Below are 16,604 nucleotides of genomic sequence, written 5' to 3'. Positions count from 1 at the left end.
GTTCAACCCTCTTGGCGCAAGTAATCGCGGAGGAATCTTCTGGAGAAGCTGGCAAATCGCCTTTCGGAAATCGCATCGCGCATGGCCTGCATCAAGGCCTGATAGAAGCTGAGATTATGCTCCGTCACCAACATTGCACCCAGCATTTCGCCAGACTTGACGAGGTGGTGGATATAGGCGCGCGTATAGGTGGCGCAGACCGGACAGGTGCAGGACACGTCCAGCGGCGCGGTATCCTCGGCGAACCGCGCATTGCGCAGGTTCATCGGGCCATTCCAGGTGAACGCCTGCCCGTTGCGGCCTGACCGGGTGGGCAGCACGCAATCGAACATATCGATCCCGCGCTCCACCGCGCCGACCAGATCATCGGGCTTGCCCACCCCCATCAGGTAACGCGGGCGGTCGGCGGGGAGCATATCGGGCGCATAGTCGAGCACGCCGAACATCGCCTCCTGCCCCTCCCCCACGGCCAGCCCGCCGACGGCATAGCCATCGAAGCCAATGTCGGTGAGTGCATCGGCGCTTTCCCGCCGCAAGTCTTGATGCAGCGCGCCCTGCTGTATCCCGAACAGCGCGGCGCGGGCGGCGTGTTCCCCTCCGCTGTCAAACCCGTCACGGCTGCGTTTGGCCCAGCGCATCGACAATTCCATCGACGCAGCTATTTCATCGCGCGAACGATCAGCGCGTGGGCATTCGTCAAACGCCATGACGATATCGGAACCCAGCAACCGCTGGATCTCCATCGAACGTTCGGGGGTGAGCATATGCTTTGACCCGTCAAGGTGGCTGCGAAACTCCACCCCCTGTTCGGTCAGCTTGCGCAATTCTGACAGGCTCATCACCTGATAGCCGCCGCTATCGGTCAGGATCGGGCGCGGCCAGTTCATGAAGCGGTGCAGGCCGCCAAGCCGCGCCACGCGTTCTGCACCGGGGCGCAACATCAGGTGATAGGTATTGCCAAGGATAATGTCGGCACCGGTCGCGCGCACGGCTTCGGGCTTCATCGCCTTGACCGTGGCTGCCGTGCCGACCGGCATGAATGCAGGCGTACGGATTTCGCCGCGCTGCATCGTGATGGTGCCGGTGCGGGCCTTGCCGTCGACGGCGTGCAGGGTGAAGGAAAAACGGGGGGAAGTCATCGCGCTCGCGCGCTAGCGCCGCGACAGCGGATTGTCACGCGTCGGCGCGCGGGCGCACGAAAATGGCAGGAGCAGCGTAGGTGCTGCTCCTGCCATAATTTGCCGAGCAGAAGCTGGCTCAGAAGGCGTAAAGCACGCCAATCGTCGCACGGGTGGAATCGAACGCGATGGTATCAACCCCGGCGCGGAACCGGATCGGGCTTTCCCCCAGACCGAATTCGACACCTGCACCGACGAGGTAATCGCCATCAGTATCATCGAGCCCGACCACTGCCGGAGTCACGAAATTGCTGAGGTCAAAGTCGACTTCCTGATAGCCGCCACGCACGAACAGCTTGGCATTGTCACCAACGCGCACACCTGCGCGAACGGCGGCACCATATTCGCTATCAATCGCACCATCGCCAATGTGGAAGTTACCTTCCGCGCCAACAAAGAACGTGTTGCCGACCGGGAAATCGACCCCGGCAATAACGCCGTAAATGCCGCCATCATCATCGGGCAGGCCGATACCAAGATCGTGAATACCCGCCGATGCGCCGATATAGACCTCGGGCTTGGCTTCGGAGTTGGACTGCGCGTGGGCAGCGGCCGGAAGGGTGATCGCGGTCAGCGCTACGAGCGCTGAGAATGCTATTTTAGTCATGTTTTTTCCTTTCATTGACCTGCCGAATGGGGGGAGCAGCAGGTGCCGCAACCCCTAGGAAAAACAGACTTTCTATCGGATGAACCGATAGGCAGGGCGCCGTTCAGTTTCGGCTATTGGCAACTTTCGCCAGCCCTGCCATCAGGCAGCAACAACGAGGAATCGCCGTAGGAATAAAAGCGATAATCACTGGCGATCGCGTAGGCATAGGCTGCCATCATCCGGTCACGCCCCATCAACGCACTCACCAGCATCATCAGGGTCGATTTGGGCAGGTGAAAATTGGTCATCAGCCCATCGACCGCGCGGAACCTGTAACCCGGCGTGATGAAAATGGCGGTGTCCCCCGCGAATGGCAGGATGGTGCCATCCTCCGCCGCCGCGCTTTCGAGCAACCGCAGTGAAGTTGTGCCGACGGCGATGATCCGGCCTCCGGCAGCGCGCGCTGCGTTCAATTGCTGCGCGGTAGCGGCGCTGATACGTCCGAATTCGGCGTGCATCTGGTGGTCTGCGGTATCATCGACTTTTACCGGCAGGAAAGTCCCGGCGCCGACGTGGAGGGTCAGCATTGCCCGGCCAATCCCGCGCGCATCCAGTGCATCGACCAGCCTTTGGGTGAAATGCAGCGATGCGGTGGGCGCGGCGACCGCGCCTTTTTCCGCCGCGAACATCGTCTGGTAATCGTCCCGATCCTGCTCATCGACCCCGCGCCGCGCCGCGATATAGGGCGGTAGCGGCATCGTGCCTGCGCGGTCGAGCAGCACTTCGACAGGCTCATCGCCTTCGAACAATAGCGTGATTGAGCCATCTGGGTGGCGCGCCTCCGCCCGCGCGGTAACACCGCCGCCGAACACCAATTGATCGCCCAGCTTCACCCGCTTGGCATTGCGGATGAACGCCTGCCAGCACCGCAGATCGATCCGCTTGTGCAAGGTCGCGCCGATCCTTGCCTCACCATCAGCGCGGCGGCCTTCGAGCTGCGCGGGGATCACGCGGGTGTCGTTGAACACCAGCACATCGCCGGGGTTCAGCAGATCGGGCAGATCGCTTACCCCGCGGTCTTCGAACGGGGCATCGTGTCCGCGCACCACCAACATCCGCGCGGCATCACGCGGACGCGCCGGGCGCAGGGCAATGCGATCCGTCGGCAGATCGAAATCGAACAGGTCAACTTTCATGGCACGCGCGCCTAGCGCATTCCCGCGCAGTCGGGAACCTTCGGCAGATCAGTGGTAAAACCGCATGAGGCCCCCGCCTTCGCGGGGGATCACGCATATCATCACCCGATTGGCGCACTCAGCATGTCAGCGGAAATCGGAGCCTCTTCCACCGGCGCGGGCGGCGGTGGCGGCGGGATGTTATCGCTTGCAATCGAAGCCTGCAAAATCCGCGTCGGATCAGCCGGTGGCTCGCCCCGATTGATCGCGTCAACCGCATCGATGTTCTCAATCACCCGGCCGAAATTGGTGTAGCGCTTATCAAGGCTGAAACGCGGGTAGAACACGATGAAAAACTGGCTATTGGCGCTGTCTTCATCAGCCGCACGGGCCATCGCCAATGATCCGCGCACATGCGGCATCGGGTTGAATTCGGCCTTAAGGTCAGGAAGCTCGCTGCCGCCCTGCCCCGTGCCCGTAGGGTCGCCGCCCTGTGCCATGAAGCCATCGATCACGCGGTGGAAGACGACTCCATCATAAAATCCGCGCCGCGTCAGTGTCTTGATCCGTTCGACATGGGCAGGTGCCCAGTCGGGCATCAGGCGGATTTTGACACGCTCACCATTCGACAGGTCGAGCACCCAGATGTTTTCCGGATCAACCGATGCGTCATAGTTGATCGGTTGATAGACGCGCGGGGCGGCAACAACTTCCTCACCGTCTTCATCGGTCTCTTTTACATCGTCATCCGGCGCGGCCGCGGAGTCCCCTTCAGGTTGCTCCTGCGCAAACGCCATATGCGGCGCGGCGAACAAAAGCAGGGCGGCAAATGCAGGTTTGAGCGTGGCTGTGATCATTGTTCCATCCGAATTAGGCCCGCCGTGTAGCCACGCCCGGCTGACGTTGCAATGAATGAAGGAATGAAGCGTGACTTTGGAGGCAGGCTGTCCTCAGTAATCGCCTTTCAACCCCAATTCGCGCACTCGTGCAGCAACTTCATCGCGCACCGGCGGACTGACAAACTTGCCAATATTGCCGCCATAATTCGCGATTTCCTTGACCAGTCTGCTGGCGATGGGTTGCAGGCTGACGTCTGCCATGAGGAAGATCGTCTCGATCCGATCATTAAGCTGCCGATTCATGCCCGTCAGCTGGTACTCGTATTCGAAGTCGGTCACCCCGCGAATACCGCGGATCACGACCGAGGCCCCCTGCGCCTCAGCGAAGTCCATCAACAGGGCGTTGAAGCCGACCACCGCGACATTGCCGATCCCGAGCGCGGCAACCTCGCGCTCGACCATCGCCATACGCTCGGCATCGGAGAACATCGGCGTCTTGGCGATGTTGGTCGTGACCCCGATAATCAGGTGATCAACCAGTTTCGCCCCGCGCCGGATGATATCGGCGTGGCCCAGCGTGATCGGATCGAAGGTTCCGGGGTAAATGCCAATGCGGCGTGTCATGGTGTGGTCCTCTCTTGTGCGCTGGGCCTAGCTCTCGCGCTCAACGATGTAGCGAGCGAGCGAGCGCAGAATATCAGCCTCGGCCCCGTGTCCGGCAAGACGAACAACCGCCTGATCAACTAACGCGCGCGCCTGTTCGCGGGCTTTATCGACCCCCATCAGCGTCACGAAGGTCTGCTTGCCCTGCGCTGCATCCTTGCGCAGCGCCTTGCCCGCCTTGTCCGCATCACCTTCGACATCGAGCAGATCGTCGGCAATCTGGAACGCCAGACCAATGTCGCGGGCATAGGCGCGCAAATGGGTTCGGCCCTCTGGATGCACGCGTCCCAGAATCGCGCCCATTTCCACACTGGCGCTCAACAGCGCGCCGGTTTTCAACTGTTGCAGCCGGGTGATGCTGTGCAGATCATAGGTCACGCCCTCTTCATCGGCGGCCATGTCCATCATTTGTCCACCCGCCATGCCGTGCATACCCGACGCTTGCCCAAGCGTTGCGATCAGCTCGCTGCGGATGAACGGGTCTTCGCTGGTATCACTGCCAGCCAAAATCTCGAATGCAAGCGCGTGGAGCGCGTCTCCGGCGAGCACGGCGGTCGCTTCGTCAAAGGCTTTGTGCACCGTTGGCTTGCCACGCCGTAGATCGTCATTATCCATACACGGCAGATCATCGTGGATCAGCGAATAGACATGGATCGCCTCGATCGCCGCGCCTGCCCGCAGCGCCGCATCGCGCGATACGCCGAACAGGCTGGCGGTGCTGACAACCAGCAGCGGGCGCACCCGCTTGCCCCCGCCGATGGCAGCATAGCGCATCGCTTCAACCAGACGCGCACTGGTATCAGCGGGCACGGGCAGCAAGGCATCAAACAGCGAATCAATATCGGATTGAATGTTTGAGATCGCGTCGCTCAGCCGATCCCCGATGGCCCCCACCTGCATTACTTCAGCTTTCCGTGTCGAACGCTTGGGTGCCCGATGTGCGGCCATCAGCGGCAGTGACGATCTTCTCGATCCGCGCCTGCGCCGCATCAAGCCGCCGCTGGCACGCCGCGCGCAAAGCCTCCCCGCGTTCATACAGGCTGATCGACTGATCGAGCGGCACGTCCCCACGCTCAAGCTGCTGCACGATCCCTTCGAGCGCGGCGAGCGCCTGTTCGAAAGTCATCTGCGAGATATCCGGCCCGGCGGCTAGTGATGCGGCCAGTGATGCGTCTGGTGATGTTGTGCCCTCGTCCATACCCGCGAGCATTGACGGGACGTGCGAGCGCGGTCAAGGCTACCGATCAAGCGCGGCAAAATCGAAACAGGAAATTGCACCAATATGCTGAAGTGGATCATCGCCTATGGGACTGCGGCGGTTGCCTTTGGCGTGCTGGATGCGATCTGGCTGCGCTGGGCGTCGGGCAATCTCTATCGTCCGGTGATTGGCGATATCATGGCCAAGGATTTCAACATCGTCGCGGCAGGCGTATTTTACTTCATCTACCTTGCGGGGATGACATGGTTCGCGATCAAACCCGGCATTGAAAGCGGCACAGTGCAAGCTGCGTTGCTCAACGGCATCCTGCTCGGCGCATTGTGCTACGCCACCTTCGATCTGACATCGCAGGCTGTGTTCAAGGTCTGGGCAACGCATATCAGCGTGCTCGACATCCTCTGGGGCGCTTTTGCGACCGGCGTGGCGAGCGCGGTTGCAACATGGGTCGTCCTGCGTTTCGCGCCCGCCTGATATGTTCATCGGTCACTTCGCCCCGGCGTTTATCGCCGCCGCTGTCAGCCCGCAAAGCCCGCGGCTGGGAACGCTATTTGTTGCCGCGCAACTGGTTGACTGGGGTTTTTTCGCGCTAGCGTTGATCGGTGTGGAAAAGTTGCGGGTCGATCCCGAGGCGAGCGTGATGGTGCCGCTCGATCTTTACCATATGCCCTATACCCATAGCCTGATTGGGGCCGGGATCTGGGCGCTGGCGTGCCTTGCTGTGGTGGCGATCCTGCACCGCAATGTGTTTGCCGGACTGATGGCGGGGCTGGTGGTGGTATCGCACTGGCTGCTTGATTGGGTGGTGCACGTGCCCGATCTGACGCTGAACGGGCAACCACCCAAATTCGGGCTGGGGTTGTGGGATTATCCGTGGGTGGCGATCCCGCTCGAACTCGCGCTGACTTTGGGCGCATTCGCATTCTATCTGCGCCGCACGCGCGGGCCTGCGGGGCCGCCAGCGGTGTTGCTGGGCGTGTTGCTGCTGCTTCAGGCGGTCAACTGGTTTGGCCCCCACCCCGAAGCGGCAGGCCCGTTCCTGTTTGTGCAAGCGTTGATTGCGTTCGCCATTCTGACCGCGTTGGCGGCCTGGGTGGGGGAGAATCGCTGGCTCAAGAAACGCGGCGACTTGGCCTTCGCGCTCCAGTAATCTAGGGCGCTGCGCAAGGAGCCCCAGCATGACCGCAATCACCCCCGAAATCGTCGAACAGCACGGCCTTTCGCCGGAGGAATATGCACGAGTGCTCAGCGCGCTGGGGCGAGAGCCGAACCTTGTCGAACTCGGCATTTTTTCGGTGATGTGGTCTGAACATTGCAGCTACAAATCGTCGCGCCTGCATCTGAAGAAACTCCCCACCGAAGCGCCTTGGGTGATCTGCGGGCCGGGCGAAAACGCGGGCGTGATCGACATCGGGGACGGGCCTGATGGACAAAAGCTGGCGGCGATCTTCAAGATGGAGAGCCACAACCACCCCAGCTACATTGAACCCTATCAGGGCGCGGCGACCGGGGTGGGCGGCATTCTGCGCGATGTCTTCACCATGGGCGCGCGCCCGATCGCCAATGCCAATGCACTGCGGTTCGGGCGGCCCGAACATCCCAAGATGAAACATCTGGTGCAGGGCGTGGTCGCGGGAATCGGCGGCTACGGCAACTGCGTCGGCGTGCCGACAGTGGCGGGGGAAACCAATTTCCACCCCGCCTATGATGGCAATATCCTGGTCAACGCGATGACCGTCGGCGTCGCCAATGCTGACAAGATTTTCTATTCCGCCGCCACCGGGGTCGGCAATCCGATTGTCTATGTCGGTTCCAAGACCGGGCGTGACGGGATCCACGGCGCAACCATGGCCAGCGCCGACTTTGGCGACGATACCGAGGCCAAGCGCCCCACGGTGCAGGTTGGCGATCCCTTCACCGAAAAGCTGCTGATCGAAGCCTGCCTCGAACTGATGGCGACCGATGCGATTGTCGCGATTCAGGATATGGGCGCAGCGGGCCTCACCTCCTCTTCGGTCGAAATGGCCACCAACGGCAAGGCTGGCATCCGGCTCGACATGAACATGGTGCCCTGCCGCGAAGCAGGCATGACGCCGTATGAAATGATGCTGAGCGAAAGCCAGGAGCGGATGCTCATGGTGCTCAAACCCGGCAAGGAACCAATGGCCGAGGCGATCTTCCGCAAGTGGGAACTTGATTTCGCGGTGATCGGCGAAGTTACCGATACCGGACACATGGTGCTTGAATTCAATGGCGAAGTCGTGTGCGACATCCCGCTCGGCCCGCTTGCCGCTGATGCGCCGCTGTATGACCGGCCTTATCTCTCCAAAGAAGAATACAAAGTCTGGGCCGGGGTCAAACCGCTCGCCGAAGTGCCCGCCAGCGATGATATCGCGGCTGACCTGCTGGCGATGATGGGCTCGCCCGATCTCGCCTCGCGCCGCTGGATTGCCGAGCAATACGATTCGCAGGTGGGCGGCGATACGCTCCAGACCGGCGGCGATGCGGGCGTGGTGCGGGTGCATGGGACGGGTAAGGCGCTCGCCATCACCACCGATTGCACCCCGCGTTACGTGTTTGCCGATCCCTACGAAGGCGGCAAGCAAGCCATTGCCGAGGCCTACCGCAATCTGTGCGCAGTTGGCGCGCGGCCGTTGGCGGTGACCAATTGCCTCAACTTCGCCAATCCGCAGCGCCCCGAAATCATGGCGCAGATCGTCCACGCCCTCGAAGGCATGGGCGATGCCTGCCGCGCGTTGGATTTCCCGATCGTGAGCGGCAACGTCAGCCTCTACAACGAATCGAAGGCGACCGGCGGCGGCTCTGCGATCCTGCCCACCCCGGCGATTGGCGGGGTCGGCATCATCAATGATCTGTCAAAGATGATGACGATGCATTTCAAACAGGCAGGCGATGCGATCTATCTGGTCGGGCCGGAGTTCTGGGCCAAGCCCGATCCGACCCGCTCGCATCTGGGGCAGTCGCTATGGCTGCGCTTGATCAAAGGCCGCGAGGAAGGCCGCACCCCGCCGACTGACCTGACCATCGAGCGCAATGCCGGCGCGATCATCCACGAATTGATCGCCGATGGGCTGGTCAATGCGGTGCATGATCTCAGCGATGGCGGGCTGGCAGTGGCGCTGGCCGAAATGGCGCTGGCGGGCGGGATTGGTGCGGACGCCGATCTGGCGGGCAACCCCGATTACACCCCCGCGCAGTGGTGGTTTGGCGAGGATCAGGGCCGCTATCTCGTGACGGTGCCCGATGTCGAAGCGTTGAACGCGGCGCTCGCCAAGGGCACACGCGACGAAGACACCGCGCAGATTGGCTTCCAGCGCATCGGCACGGTTGGCGGCGATCATGTGCTGGGCGTGCCGCTCAACGAATTGCGCGCGGCGAACCAGCGGTTTTTTGCAGAATGGATGGAGGGGTAAGAACTGTATCCTCGACCGCTTGCGGAGCGACCGGAGCGCCGCTTATGCAGCGACCAATTCGCCCTCGTCCCGCTTGGTGGCGAGCAGATCATAGGGGTCAATCCCCTCGGCCTGCCAGATGCGGTGACATTCGCGATATTTGGTCGGCTGCGGGATGCGCAAGCTTGCGCGGACATCCTCGAGCGGGCGGGTCAGCAATTCGCGGATCGGCTGCGCCATCAACGACGGCGCGCCCTTGCCAGTGCGATGCGCCTGACGCACGGCCCCAAACACCGGGGCATCGCTGCCCTTCACCATCTTCTTGATATTGGCCGCGCCCGCATAGCCAATCAGCAGGTGCCCCTGACTGGGTGATTGGCCGTGCGTGAACAGCAGCACACATTGTTCGCCCAAGGCATCGCGGCCATAGCCGGTCAGCACGTGGAACAGATCATGCGTGTCGCGCGAACGGTTGATGAACCATTCGACCAGATCGGGATATCTGGGCCGCCCGAGCCGATCGGATTCGGCCACCAGACCCGCTGCAGACAGGCCTTCGGACTCCATGAAATCGCAATAGGCGTGGGCCAGACTGCCCTTGGCAGTGCGCCTCAACGTCGCGTGATCGTCAAGGATTTCAGGCAGGTTCGGTTCGGTGCTGCGCAGGTGTTCGCCGTGTGGCGACATGGTGAAATCACGCACGCGTTCCATAAACCCGCGCGATGGCAGCGATTCGAAAATCTTGAAGACAAGGCTGGTGTCTTCCTTGTCCTTCAGCAGCGCCTGAAAACTGCGCACCGCGCGCAGCGGGCGATATTGCGCCTGCGGGCGATCAGGGTGCCGCAAAACGGTGCCATCAGCAGCGAAGATATTGCTGTATTTGTCTGAAGATGCGGTCATTTGCGGTCTGTTCCTGCGGGTCAGTTATTGCGAGCTATCGATACAGACTGCCAGAGCCTGCTTACATTTGTGTAAATAACAGATTCGCGTCTTGTATCAAAACCCTTTTTGCACCCCATGCCGACGCGCCCCCGAAATCAGACCGCCCGCCAGTCAGAGCGGGGAATGCCGAGCAGGCTCAGCACCGCAGTCAAATCACCGCGATCGACCCGGCCATTGGCAGCACTGCGCGCCTTGGGTTTGGCGCGGTAGGCAAAGCCGTAGGTCGCGGCCGCGATCAGCGGGATATCATTGGCGCCGTCACCGGTGGCCAGACTATGCGCGCCCTCACCCATCGCCGCCAGTTCGTCGCGCAAGACAGCTGCCTTGACCGCGCTATCGGTGATCGGGCCGATCAGCCCGCCGGTGAGCCTGCCGCCTTCAACCGCCAATCGATTGCCCACCACCCGTTCAAACCCCAGCATTTCCGCGACCGGGTCAGCGAAATGGTGAAATCCGCCCGTCACCAGCACCGTTCGCGTGCCCAGCGCCGCCAGCGTTGCGACCAGCGTGGCCGCACCCGGCGTTGGCGTGATCCGCTCGGCAAGGCACTTGCGAATCGCGCTTTCATCGAGCCCTTCGAGCAAGGCGACCCGTTCGCGCAGCGCCGCCTCGAAATCGATCTCGCCCTGCATCGCGCGTTCGGTAATCGCGGCGATCTGCGGTTTGATCCCGGCGTAATCGGCCAGTTCATCGATGCATTCCTGCCCGATCATGGTCGAATCCATGTCGGAAACGAACAGGCGTGGCACCATAATCGGGGCATCGCTGACCAGCATATCGGCAGGCGCAAACACTTGATCAATCGCGCCCAGCACCGCCGCCGCGTCGCCGCCATCAAACTGCAATTCCAGCACATTTCCGCCGTCGGCTGGCAATGCCGCGGCGGTGAGCGGCATCCCGGCCTCTGCCAATTGCACAGCCAGCGTATCGAGACGCGTTTCACATTCGTCCGTCTCTGCTATCAGCCGCGCAATGAGCATTCTGTCTTCTCCATCAGCACCGGTCGCGCTCATCGCAGGGCCGACCGCCAGCGGCAAGAGCGCGATTGCAGTCGCCCTCGCCCATCGTCTCGCACAGGCCGGGCGGCGCGGCGTGGTGATCAACGCCGACAGCGCGCAGGTCTATGCCGATCTGCGCGTCCTGTCCGCCCGCCCCTCCGATGCTGAGATGGAGGGCGTCGAACACCGCCTGTTCGGCGCGTGGGACGGGGCAGAGGCGTGTTCGGCAGCGGCGTGGGCCGCGCGCGCCAAGGCCGAAATCGAAGATTGCCATGCGGCGGGCGCGGTGCCCATTCTGGTCGGCGGAACCGGGCTGTATCTCAGGGTGCTGCTCGAAGGGATTGCCCCGATCCCGCCGATTGATCCCGATGTGCGTGCGATGGTGCGCGCCCTGCCCGATGATGGCGCTTACAAGCTGCTCCAGATCGAAGACCCGTTGCGCGCCACCGAACTTGCACCGGCTGATCGTCAGCGCATCGCCCGCGCGCTGGAGGTCAAGCGTTCGACCGGGGTGACGTTGGCCGATTGGCAAATGGCCAAGGCGGGCGGGATTGGCGATGATATCGACCTGCACCCGCTGGTGCTGATGCCCGACCGAACGTGGCTATATGAAAGGTGCGACCTGCGGTTCGCGGCGATGTTGCAGGCGGGCGCGGTGGCCGAGGTTGAGGCGCTGCTGGCGCGCGGGCTTGACCCCGATCTGCCGGTGATGCGTGCCATCGGGGTGCCGGAAATCGCCGCATTTCTGGCCGATCAGTTGACCCGCGAAGCGATGATTGCCGCCGGGCAGCAGGCCACCCGCAATTATGCGAAGCGGCAATTTACCTGGTTCCGGCGGCAAGTGCCCGAAGATTGGGCGCGGGCGAATATCGGCCATGAATCCGAAACTGTCGATATTGAGCCTTATTTTGCATCATTATTGCGTAATTAATGGTTGACTTATCAGATTGTAACCGATAGCGCCACCTGAAATCGGTCCGGTGCGGTCCCCTGCATCGGGCCGGTTTCTTTGTTAAGGCCGCGCCCCTCGCCGCTAAATCACGCGCATCGCAATGGAGTTTCCCGTGTCTGCCTCGCCAAATTCTGCATCATCGCCGCCCGCCCCCCTCAGCGGCGCGGCCATTCTGGTGCAGAGCCTGGTCGAACAGGGGGTCGAATTCGTGTTCGGCTATCCGGGCGGCGCGGTGCTGCCGATCTATGATGAGCTGTTCGGCGATGCCCATGGGCCGGGGCATATCCGTCACATCCTTGTCCGCCACGAAGCGGGCGCAGTCCACGCGGCAGAAGGTTACGCCCGCGCCACGGGCAAGCCCGGCGTTGTGCTGGTCACATCCGGCCCCGGCGCGACCAATGCGATCACCGGAATCGCAGATGCGTGGATGGATTCGATCCCGCTGGTGGTGATCACCGGCCAAGTGCCAACCGCGCTGATCGGCACCGACGCATTTCAGGAAGCTGACACGGTCGGCATCACCCGCCACTGCACCAAGCATAATTATCTGGTCAAAGACCCGGCTGATCTGGCCGCGACGATCAAGGAAGCGTTCCTGATCGCCACCACTGGCAGGCCCGGCCCGGTGGTGATCGATATTCCCAAGGATGTGCAGATCGCGGTGCCATCGCAGCGTCGCGCGCTGGCGCGGGCGGGCGCGCATCGTTACGCCCCGCAGACCGTCGCCCCGCCCGAACAGATTGTCGAAGCGGTCGAGATGATCGCCAAGGCAGAGCGCCCGATTTTCTATACCGGCGGCGGGGTGATCAATTCCGGGCCTGAGGCGAGCCATCTGCTGCGCCAATTGCAGGATATCACCGGCGCGCCCGTCACCTCTACGCTGATGGGGCTTGGCGCGTTTCCCTCAAAGCATCCCGATTGGCTGGGGATGCTGGGGATGCACGGCACGTTTGAAGCCAATATGGCGATGAACAAGTGCGACGTGATGGTGTGCATCGGCGCGCGGTTTGATGATCGTGTGACCGGCAGGCTCGACGCGTTCTCGCCCAACTCCAAGAAAATCCACATCGATATCGACCGTTCTTCGATCAACAAGACGGTGCCGGTCGACATGGGCATTGTCGGTGATTGCGGCACGGTGCTGGCGCAGATGATCGAGGCTTGGGGCAAACGTCAGGCGCAGGATCTGGGCGAATGGAAGGCGCGGATTGCAGGCTGGCGGGCACGCGAATGTCTTGCTTACCCCGAACGTTCGGCCAAGCATCCTGGCATGATCATGCCGCAAAAGGCGGTTGAGCGGCTCTATGCCCTCACCCACGAACGCGCGCCGATCATCACCACCGAAGTTGGCCAGCATCAGATGTGGGCGGCGCAGTATTTCGGATTTGAAGACCCCAACAAATGGCTCACCTCTGGCGGGCTCGGCACGATGGGTTACGGCCTGCCCGCCGCCATCGGCGCGCAATTGGGCCACCCCGATGCGCTGGTGATCGACATTGCGGGCGAAGCCAGCATTCAGATGAACATCCAGGAACTCGGCACCGCGTCGCAATACCGCCTGCCGGTCAAGGTGTTCATCCTCAATAACGAATACATGGGCATGGTTCGCCAGTGGCAGGAACTGACCTATGAAAGCCGCTATTCGAACTCCTATTCTGACAGCCTCCCCGATTTCGTCCGCCTAGCCGAAGCCTACGGGTGGAAAGGCATCCGCATCCACGATGAAAGCGATCTGGACGAAGGCATCGCCGCCATGCTGGCCCATGATGGCCCGGTGATGGTCGATTGTCTGGTCGCGCAGGATGCCAACTGCCTGCCGATGATCCCATCGGGCGCAGCGCATACCGAGATGATGCTGTATGGCGACGCGGTTGGCGGCACCATGGATGACGAAGCCAAGGCGCTGGTCTAGGCACCGCTTCAGGGAAAGTTTGTAGCATGAAAATCACCGAAGCAGCCTCGGAACGCCACGTGCTCGCCGTGATGGTCGATAATGAGCCGGGGATCCTTGCCAAGATCACCGGGCTGTTCACCGCGCGCGGGTATAATATCGACAGCCTGACCGTGGCCGATATTACCGAAGATCACGCGGTCAGCCGCATCACCATCGTCACCAACGGCCCGCCGCAGGTGATTGACCAGATTGAAGCGCAGCTGGAACGGCTGGTGCCGGTCCACAAAGTCACCGATCTCACCACCGCCGGGCCTCACGTTGAGCGCGAACTCGCCCTCATCAAGGTCACCGGCACAGGCGAAAAGCGCGTCGAGGCGCTCCGCCTCGCCGACATTTTCCGCGCGCGCCCCGTGGACACCACCACTGAAAGCTTCATCTTCGAAATCACCGGCCCGCCCGACAAGGTCGACAGCTTCATCGCGCTGATGCGCGAACTGGGGCTGGTCGAGGTCGGCCGCACCGGGATTGTGGGCATGATGCGCGGGGCGCAGGGGGCCTGAACAGTGCGTAAAGTTATCTGCGTTGTAGGGTTTTTATTGGTCGCTTGCGGACAGACTTCTCAAGAAGAAATCTTCAAAAAAGAGGTTGAGACTGCAATTTTACTCGATCTGAAGGATCCAGATTCGGCTCAGTTTCGCTACGGCCCGTATGACATTTTTCCCGAACTGAAACTCGCGTGCGGGGAGGTGAACTCCAAAAACTCGTTCGGCGGCTATACTGGATTTCAGCGATTTGTTTTCGACAACGGATCGATAGCCTTTCAGGAAGGCGACACTGACGTATTTGTGTCACAGCTGAATAAATGCACCGACGCCGTAAAGAGGCAAACAGAACAGACGCTCAACAACCTTGATAAAACCGATCCAGAGGCCGCAGCTAAATTGCGGACTGAAAACGAACAGACCGGAGAAACTAAGAAATGAAAGTCTACTACGACGCCGACGCCGATCTCAATCTGATCAAGCCCAAGAAGGTCGCGATCGTCGGCTATGGCTCGCAGGGCCACGCCCACGCCCAGAACCTGCGCGACAGCGGCGTGGCCGAAGTCGCCATCGCCCTGCGTGAAGGCTCGGCCACCGCGAAGAAGGTCGAGGCTGCAGGCTTCACGGTGCTGTCCAACACGGAAGCGGCCAAGTGGGCCGACCTCATCATGATCCTCGCGCCCGATGAACATCAGGCCGCGATCTGGGAGAACGACATCAAGGGCCACATGAAGCCGGGCAGCGCGCTCGCTTTCGCGCACGGCCTCAACGTCCATTTCGGCCTGATCGAACCGCCCGCCGATATCGACGTCATCATGATCGCGCCCAAGGGCCCGGGCCACACGGTCCGCAGTGAATATGTGAAGGGCGGCGGGGTGCCCTGCCTGATCGCGATCCATCAGGACGCGAGCGGTGCGGCGCATGATGTGGCGCTGGCCTATGCCTCTGCCGTTGGCGGCGGGCGTTCGGGTATCATCGAAACCAACTTCCGCGAGGAATGCGAAACCGATCTGTTCGGCGAACAGGCGGTGCTGTGTGGCGGGATCACCCACCTGATCCAGGCCGGGTTCGAAACGCTGGTCGAAGCCGGTTACGCCCCCGAAATGGCCTATTTCGAATGCCTGCACGAAACCAAGCTGATCGTCGATCTGCTGTATGAAGGCGGCATCGCCAATATGCGCTATTCGATCAGCAATACTGCCGAATATGGCGACATCACCACCGGCCCGCGCATCATCACGGCTGAAACCAAGGCTGAAATGAAGCGCGTGCTTGACGATATTCAGTCGGGCCGGTTCGTGAAGAACTTCGTGCTCGATAACCGCGCCGGACAGCCGGAACTGAAAGCCGCTCGCAAGCGTGCCGAGGCCCACCCGATCGAACAGACCGGGGCAAAGCTGCGCGCGATGATGCCGTGGATCAGCGCCAACAAGCTGGTCGACAAGGCGAAAAACTGAAAGGCCCAGCGCGGCATATTTGTGTTACATCGGGAATTGGGATTGAGAATCAACAGGAGGCCGATTCCCGATGAAACGCTTTACATTTGCCGCTACAGCCGCCGCCATCCTCGCCGTTGCAACCGGCGGCGTTGTGGCTGCGCCCGCGATCTTTGCGCAGGGCGCATCGCAAATGCCCGGCGTGCAGGACACCGCGCGCGTCACCGCAGGCACCTATGCGGTTGACCCTGCGCACACGCTGGTCGGCTGGAATGTCAGCCATTTCGGCTTCAACGATTATTTCGGCCTGTTCGGCAATATCACCGGATCAATGGTGATTGACCCGGCCAATATCGAAGCCGCGACATTTGATATTGCGATTCCGATTGCCGAAGTGACCCTCGCCAGTGAAGGCCTCAAGAACCACCTGCTGCGCCCGGGCAAGGATGGGGCTGAACCCGATTTCTTCGGCGCAGAACCGGGCATGGCCAAATTCACCTCAACCAAGGTGGTGAAGACCGGCGACACGTCGGCCAATGTGGTGGGCGACCTGACGATCAACGGCAAAACCGCGCCGGTCATGCTGGCGGTTGAGTTTGTCGGCGCAGGGGCCAACCCATTCAACAAGAAAGAAACAGTCGGCTTTCATGCCCGCGCGGTGATGGATCGCACCCAGTGGGACATCAATTACGGCGCTCCGTTTGTGGGCACGGACGTGGAACTGACCATCAGTGCCGCGTTCGAAAAGCAGTAAGCCCCCCTCGACA

The 16,604-nt window shown here is 61.6% G+C and carries 18 protein-coding genes; 9 read left to right on the top strand and 9 right to left on the bottom strand.

All coding sequences use genetic code 11. The annotated features are described in order from the left end of the window. Nucleotides 1-2: 2 nt before the first annotated feature. The 7 genes from tgt to ABIE62_RS07625 all read right to left on the bottom strand — a co-directional run bounded on the left by tgt (nucleotide 3) and on the right by ABIE62_RS07625 (nucleotide 5,642). Nucleotides 3-1,139: a tRNA guanosine(34) transglycosylase Tgt gene (gene tgt / locus ABIE62_RS07655; protein ID WP_354324917.1), complete on the bottom strand. Its 1,137-nt coding sequence runs from the start codon at nucleotides 1,137-1,139 to the stop codon at nucleotides 3-5. A gap of 118 nt (nucleotides 1,140-1,257) precedes the next feature. Continuing rightward, a complete protein-coding gene (locus tag ABIE62_RS07650) occupies nucleotides 1,258-1,785 on the bottom strand; it encodes an outer membrane beta-barrel protein (protein ID WP_354324915.1) in 528 nt (175 codons plus the stop codon). Nucleotides 1,786-1,898: 113 nt separating this feature from the next. Beyond that, the gene (queA, locus tag ABIE62_RS07645; RefSeq protein ID WP_354324914.1) at nucleotides 1,899-2,963 is read right to left on the bottom strand and encodes a tRNA preQ1(34) S-adenosylmethionine ribosyltransferase-isomerase QueA; all 1,065 of its coding nucleotides are present in this window, start codon (nucleotides 2,961-2,963) and stop codon (nucleotides 1,899-1,901) included. Between the two features lie 101 nt (nucleotides 2,964-3,064). Further along, the gene (locus tag ABIE62_RS07640) at nucleotides 3,065-3,799 is read right to left on the bottom strand and encodes a peptidylprolyl isomerase (RefSeq protein ID WP_354324912.1); all 735 of its coding nucleotides are present in this window, start codon (nucleotides 3,797-3,799) and stop codon (nucleotides 3,065-3,067) included. A gap of 93 nt (nucleotides 3,800-3,892) precedes the next feature. Continuing rightward, entirely contained in the window at nucleotides 3,893-4,405 is a 513-nt protein-coding gene (gene coaD / locus ABIE62_RS07635; RefSeq protein WP_354324911.1) for a pantetheine-phosphate adenylyltransferase, read from the bottom strand. A 27-nt stretch (nucleotides 4,406-4,432) separates the two neighbouring features. Next, nucleotides 4,433-5,344: a polyprenyl synthetase family protein gene (locus tag ABIE62_RS07630; protein ID WP_354324910.1), complete on the bottom strand. Its 912-nt coding sequence runs from the start codon at nucleotides 5,342-5,344 to the stop codon at nucleotides 4,433-4,435. 4 nt (nucleotides 5,345-5,348) lie between these two features. Further along, nucleotides 5,349-5,642: an exodeoxyribonuclease VII small subunit gene (locus ABIE62_RS07625; RefSeq protein WP_354324908.1), complete on the bottom strand. Its 294-nt coding sequence runs from the start codon at nucleotides 5,640-5,642 to the stop codon at nucleotides 5,349-5,351. An 84-nt stretch (nucleotides 5,643-5,726) separates the two neighbouring features. Between ABIE62_RS07625 and ABIE62_RS07620 the strand changes: the two genes are divergently transcribed. Genes ABIE62_RS07620 through purL form a run of 3 tightly spaced genes read left to right on the top strand, consistent with a single transcriptional unit; the run spans nucleotide 5,727 to nucleotide 9,094 of the window. Then, nucleotides 5,727-6,134 (top strand): DUF2177 family protein, encoded by a 408-nt coding sequence (locus ABIE62_RS07620; protein WP_354324906.1) that lies wholly within the window; start codon nucleotides 5,727-5,729, stop codon nucleotides 6,132-6,134. Nucleotide 6,135: 1 nt separating this feature from the next. Beyond that, on the top strand, nucleotides 6,136-6,810 hold the full coding sequence (locus ABIE62_RS07615; protein WP_354324905.1) for a hypothetical protein: 675 nt from the start codon (nucleotides 6,136-6,138) through the stop codon (nucleotides 6,808-6,810). A 28-nt stretch (nucleotides 6,811-6,838) separates the two neighbouring features. After that, nucleotides 6,839-9,094, top strand: a complete 2,256-nt coding sequence (purL, locus tag ABIE62_RS07610) for a phosphoribosylformylglycinamidine synthase subunit PurL (protein WP_354324904.1) — start codon at nucleotides 6,839-6,841, stop codon at nucleotides 9,092-9,094. A gap of 42 nt (nucleotides 9,095-9,136) precedes the next feature. On the opposite strand, the gene ABIE62_RS07605 is transcribed toward purL, so the two are convergent. Both ABIE62_RS07605 and serB read right to left on the bottom strand, forming a co-directional pair. Beyond that, nucleotides 9,137-9,973 carry a Coq4 family protein gene (locus ABIE62_RS07605; protein ID WP_354324902.1) on the bottom strand — a complete coding sequence of 279 codons (837 nt, stop codon included), beginning with the start codon at nucleotides 9,971-9,973 and terminating at the stop codon, nucleotides 9,137-9,139. 137 nt (nucleotides 9,974-10,110) lie between these two features. After that, on the bottom strand, nucleotides 10,111-10,995 hold the full coding sequence (serB, locus tag ABIE62_RS07600; RefSeq protein ID WP_354324900.1) for a phosphoserine phosphatase SerB: 885 nt from the start codon (nucleotides 10,993-10,995) through the stop codon (nucleotides 10,111-10,113). Here serB and miaA point away from each other — a divergent pair. The 6 genes from miaA (at nucleotide 10,988) to ABIE62_RS07570 (ending at nucleotide 16,591) form a co-directional block, all read left to right on the top strand. Continuing rightward, entirely contained in the window at nucleotides 10,988-11,944 is a 957-nt protein-coding gene (miaA, locus tag ABIE62_RS07595; protein ID WP_354324898.1) for a tRNA (adenosine(37)-N6)-dimethylallyltransferase MiaA, read from the top strand. The two genes, serB and miaA, sit on opposite strands and share 8 nt — an antisense overlap. Nucleotides 11,945-12,077: 133 nt before the next feature. Beyond that, nucleotides 12,078-13,877 carry a biosynthetic-type acetolactate synthase large subunit gene (ilvB, locus tag ABIE62_RS07590; protein WP_354324896.1) on the top strand — a complete coding sequence of 600 codons (1,800 nt, stop codon included), beginning with the start codon at nucleotides 12,078-12,080 and terminating at the stop codon, nucleotides 13,875-13,877. Nucleotides 13,878-13,903: 26 nt separating this feature from the next. After that, nucleotides 13,904-14,419 (top strand): acetolactate synthase small subunit, encoded by a 516-nt coding sequence (ilvN, locus tag ABIE62_RS07585; protein ID WP_354324895.1) that lies wholly within the window; start codon nucleotides 13,904-13,906, stop codon nucleotides 14,417-14,419. A gap of 3 nt (nucleotides 14,420-14,422) precedes the next feature. After that, complete coding sequence (locus ABIE62_RS07580; protein ID WP_354324894.1) at nucleotides 14,423-14,842, top strand: hypothetical protein; 420 nt, start codon at nucleotides 14,423-14,425, stop codon at nucleotides 14,840-14,842. Continuing rightward, nucleotides 14,839-15,858: a ketol-acid reductoisomerase gene (ilvC, locus tag ABIE62_RS07575; RefSeq protein ID WP_354324892.1), complete on the top strand. Its 1,020-nt coding sequence runs from the start codon at nucleotides 14,839-14,841 to the stop codon at nucleotides 15,856-15,858. The genes ABIE62_RS07580 and ilvC overlap by 4 nt, the downstream gene beginning before the upstream one ends. 70 nt (nucleotides 15,859-15,928) lie before the next feature. Beyond that, nucleotides 15,929-16,591 (top strand): YceI family protein, encoded by a 663-nt coding sequence (locus tag ABIE62_RS07570; RefSeq protein WP_354324891.1) that lies wholly within the window; start codon nucleotides 15,929-15,931, stop codon nucleotides 16,589-16,591. Nucleotides 16,592-16,604: the final 13 nt, after the last annotated feature.

The sequence above is a fragment of the Porphyrobacter sp. MBR-155 genome (assembly GCF_040547625.1).
GTDB lineage: Bacteria > Pseudomonadota > Alphaproteobacteria > Sphingomonadales > Sphingomonadaceae > Erythrobacter.
The sequence above is the reverse complement of the archived record's forward strand: the minus strand, read 5'-3'. Positions and strand labels throughout refer to the sequence as shown.

What these genes read in the sequence shown, in the direction of transcription:
- ABIE62_RS07620 (WP_354324906.1), top strand. Translation starts at nt 5,727, where the DNA reads ATGCTGAAGTGGATCATCGCCTATGGGACTGCGGCGGTTGCCTTTGGC.
- ABIE62_RS07630 (WP_354324910.1), bottom strand. Translation starts at nt 5,344, where the DNA reads ATGCAGGTGGGGGCCATCGGGGATCGGCTGAGCGACGCGATCTCAAAC.
- ABIE62_RS07570 (WP_354324891.1), top strand. Translation starts at nt 15,929, where the DNA reads ATGAAACGCTTTACATTTGCCGCTACAGCCGCCGCCATCCTCGCCGTT.
- coaD (WP_354324911.1), bottom strand. Translation starts at nt 4,405, where the DNA reads ATGACACGCCGCATTGGCATTTACCCCGGAACCTTCGATCCGATCACG.
- ABIE62_RS07625 (WP_354324908.1), bottom strand. Translation starts at nt 5,642, where the DNA reads ATGGACGAGGGCACAACATCACCAGACGCATCACTGGCCGCATCACTA.
- miaA (WP_354324898.1), top strand. Translation starts at nt 10,988, where the DNA reads ATGAGCATTCTGTCTTCTCCATCAGCACCGGTCGCGCTCATCGCAGGG.
- ABIE62_RS07650 (WP_354324915.1), bottom strand. Translation starts at nt 1,785, where the DNA reads ATGACTAAAATAGCATTCTCAGCGCTCGTAGCGCTGACCGCGATCACC.
- queA (WP_354324914.1), bottom strand. Translation starts at nt 2,963, where the DNA reads ATGAAAGTTGACCTGTTCGATTTCGATCTGCCGACGGATCGCATTGCC.
- ABIE62_RS07615 (WP_354324905.1), top strand. Translation starts at nt 6,136, where the DNA reads ATGTTCATCGGTCACTTCGCCCCGGCGTTTATCGCCGCCGCTGTCAGC.
- ABIE62_RS07640 (WP_354324912.1), bottom strand. Translation starts at nt 3,799, where the DNA reads ATGATCACAGCCACGCTCAAACCTGCATTTGCCGCCCTGCTTTTGTTC.
- tgt (WP_354324917.1), bottom strand. Translation starts at nt 1,139, where the DNA reads ATGACTTCCCCCCGTTTTTCCTTCACCCTGCACGCCGTCGACGGCAAG.
- purL (WP_354324904.1), top strand. Translation starts at nt 6,839, where the DNA reads ATGACCGCAATCACCCCCGAAATCGTCGAACAGCACGGCCTTTCGCCG.
- ABIE62_RS07605 (WP_354324902.1), bottom strand. Translation starts at nt 9,973, where the DNA reads ATGACCGCATCTTCAGACAAATACAGCAATATCTTCGCTGCTGATGGC.
- serB (WP_354324900.1), bottom strand. Translation starts at nt 10,995, where the DNA reads ATGCTCATTGCGCGGCTGATAGCAGAGACGGACGAATGTGAAACGCGT.
- ilvN (WP_354324895.1), top strand. Translation starts at nt 13,904, where the DNA reads ATGAAAATCACCGAAGCAGCCTCGGAACGCCACGTGCTCGCCGTGATG.
- ilvC (WP_354324892.1), top strand. Translation starts at nt 14,839, where the DNA reads ATGAAAGTCTACTACGACGCCGACGCCGATCTCAATCTGATCAAGCCC.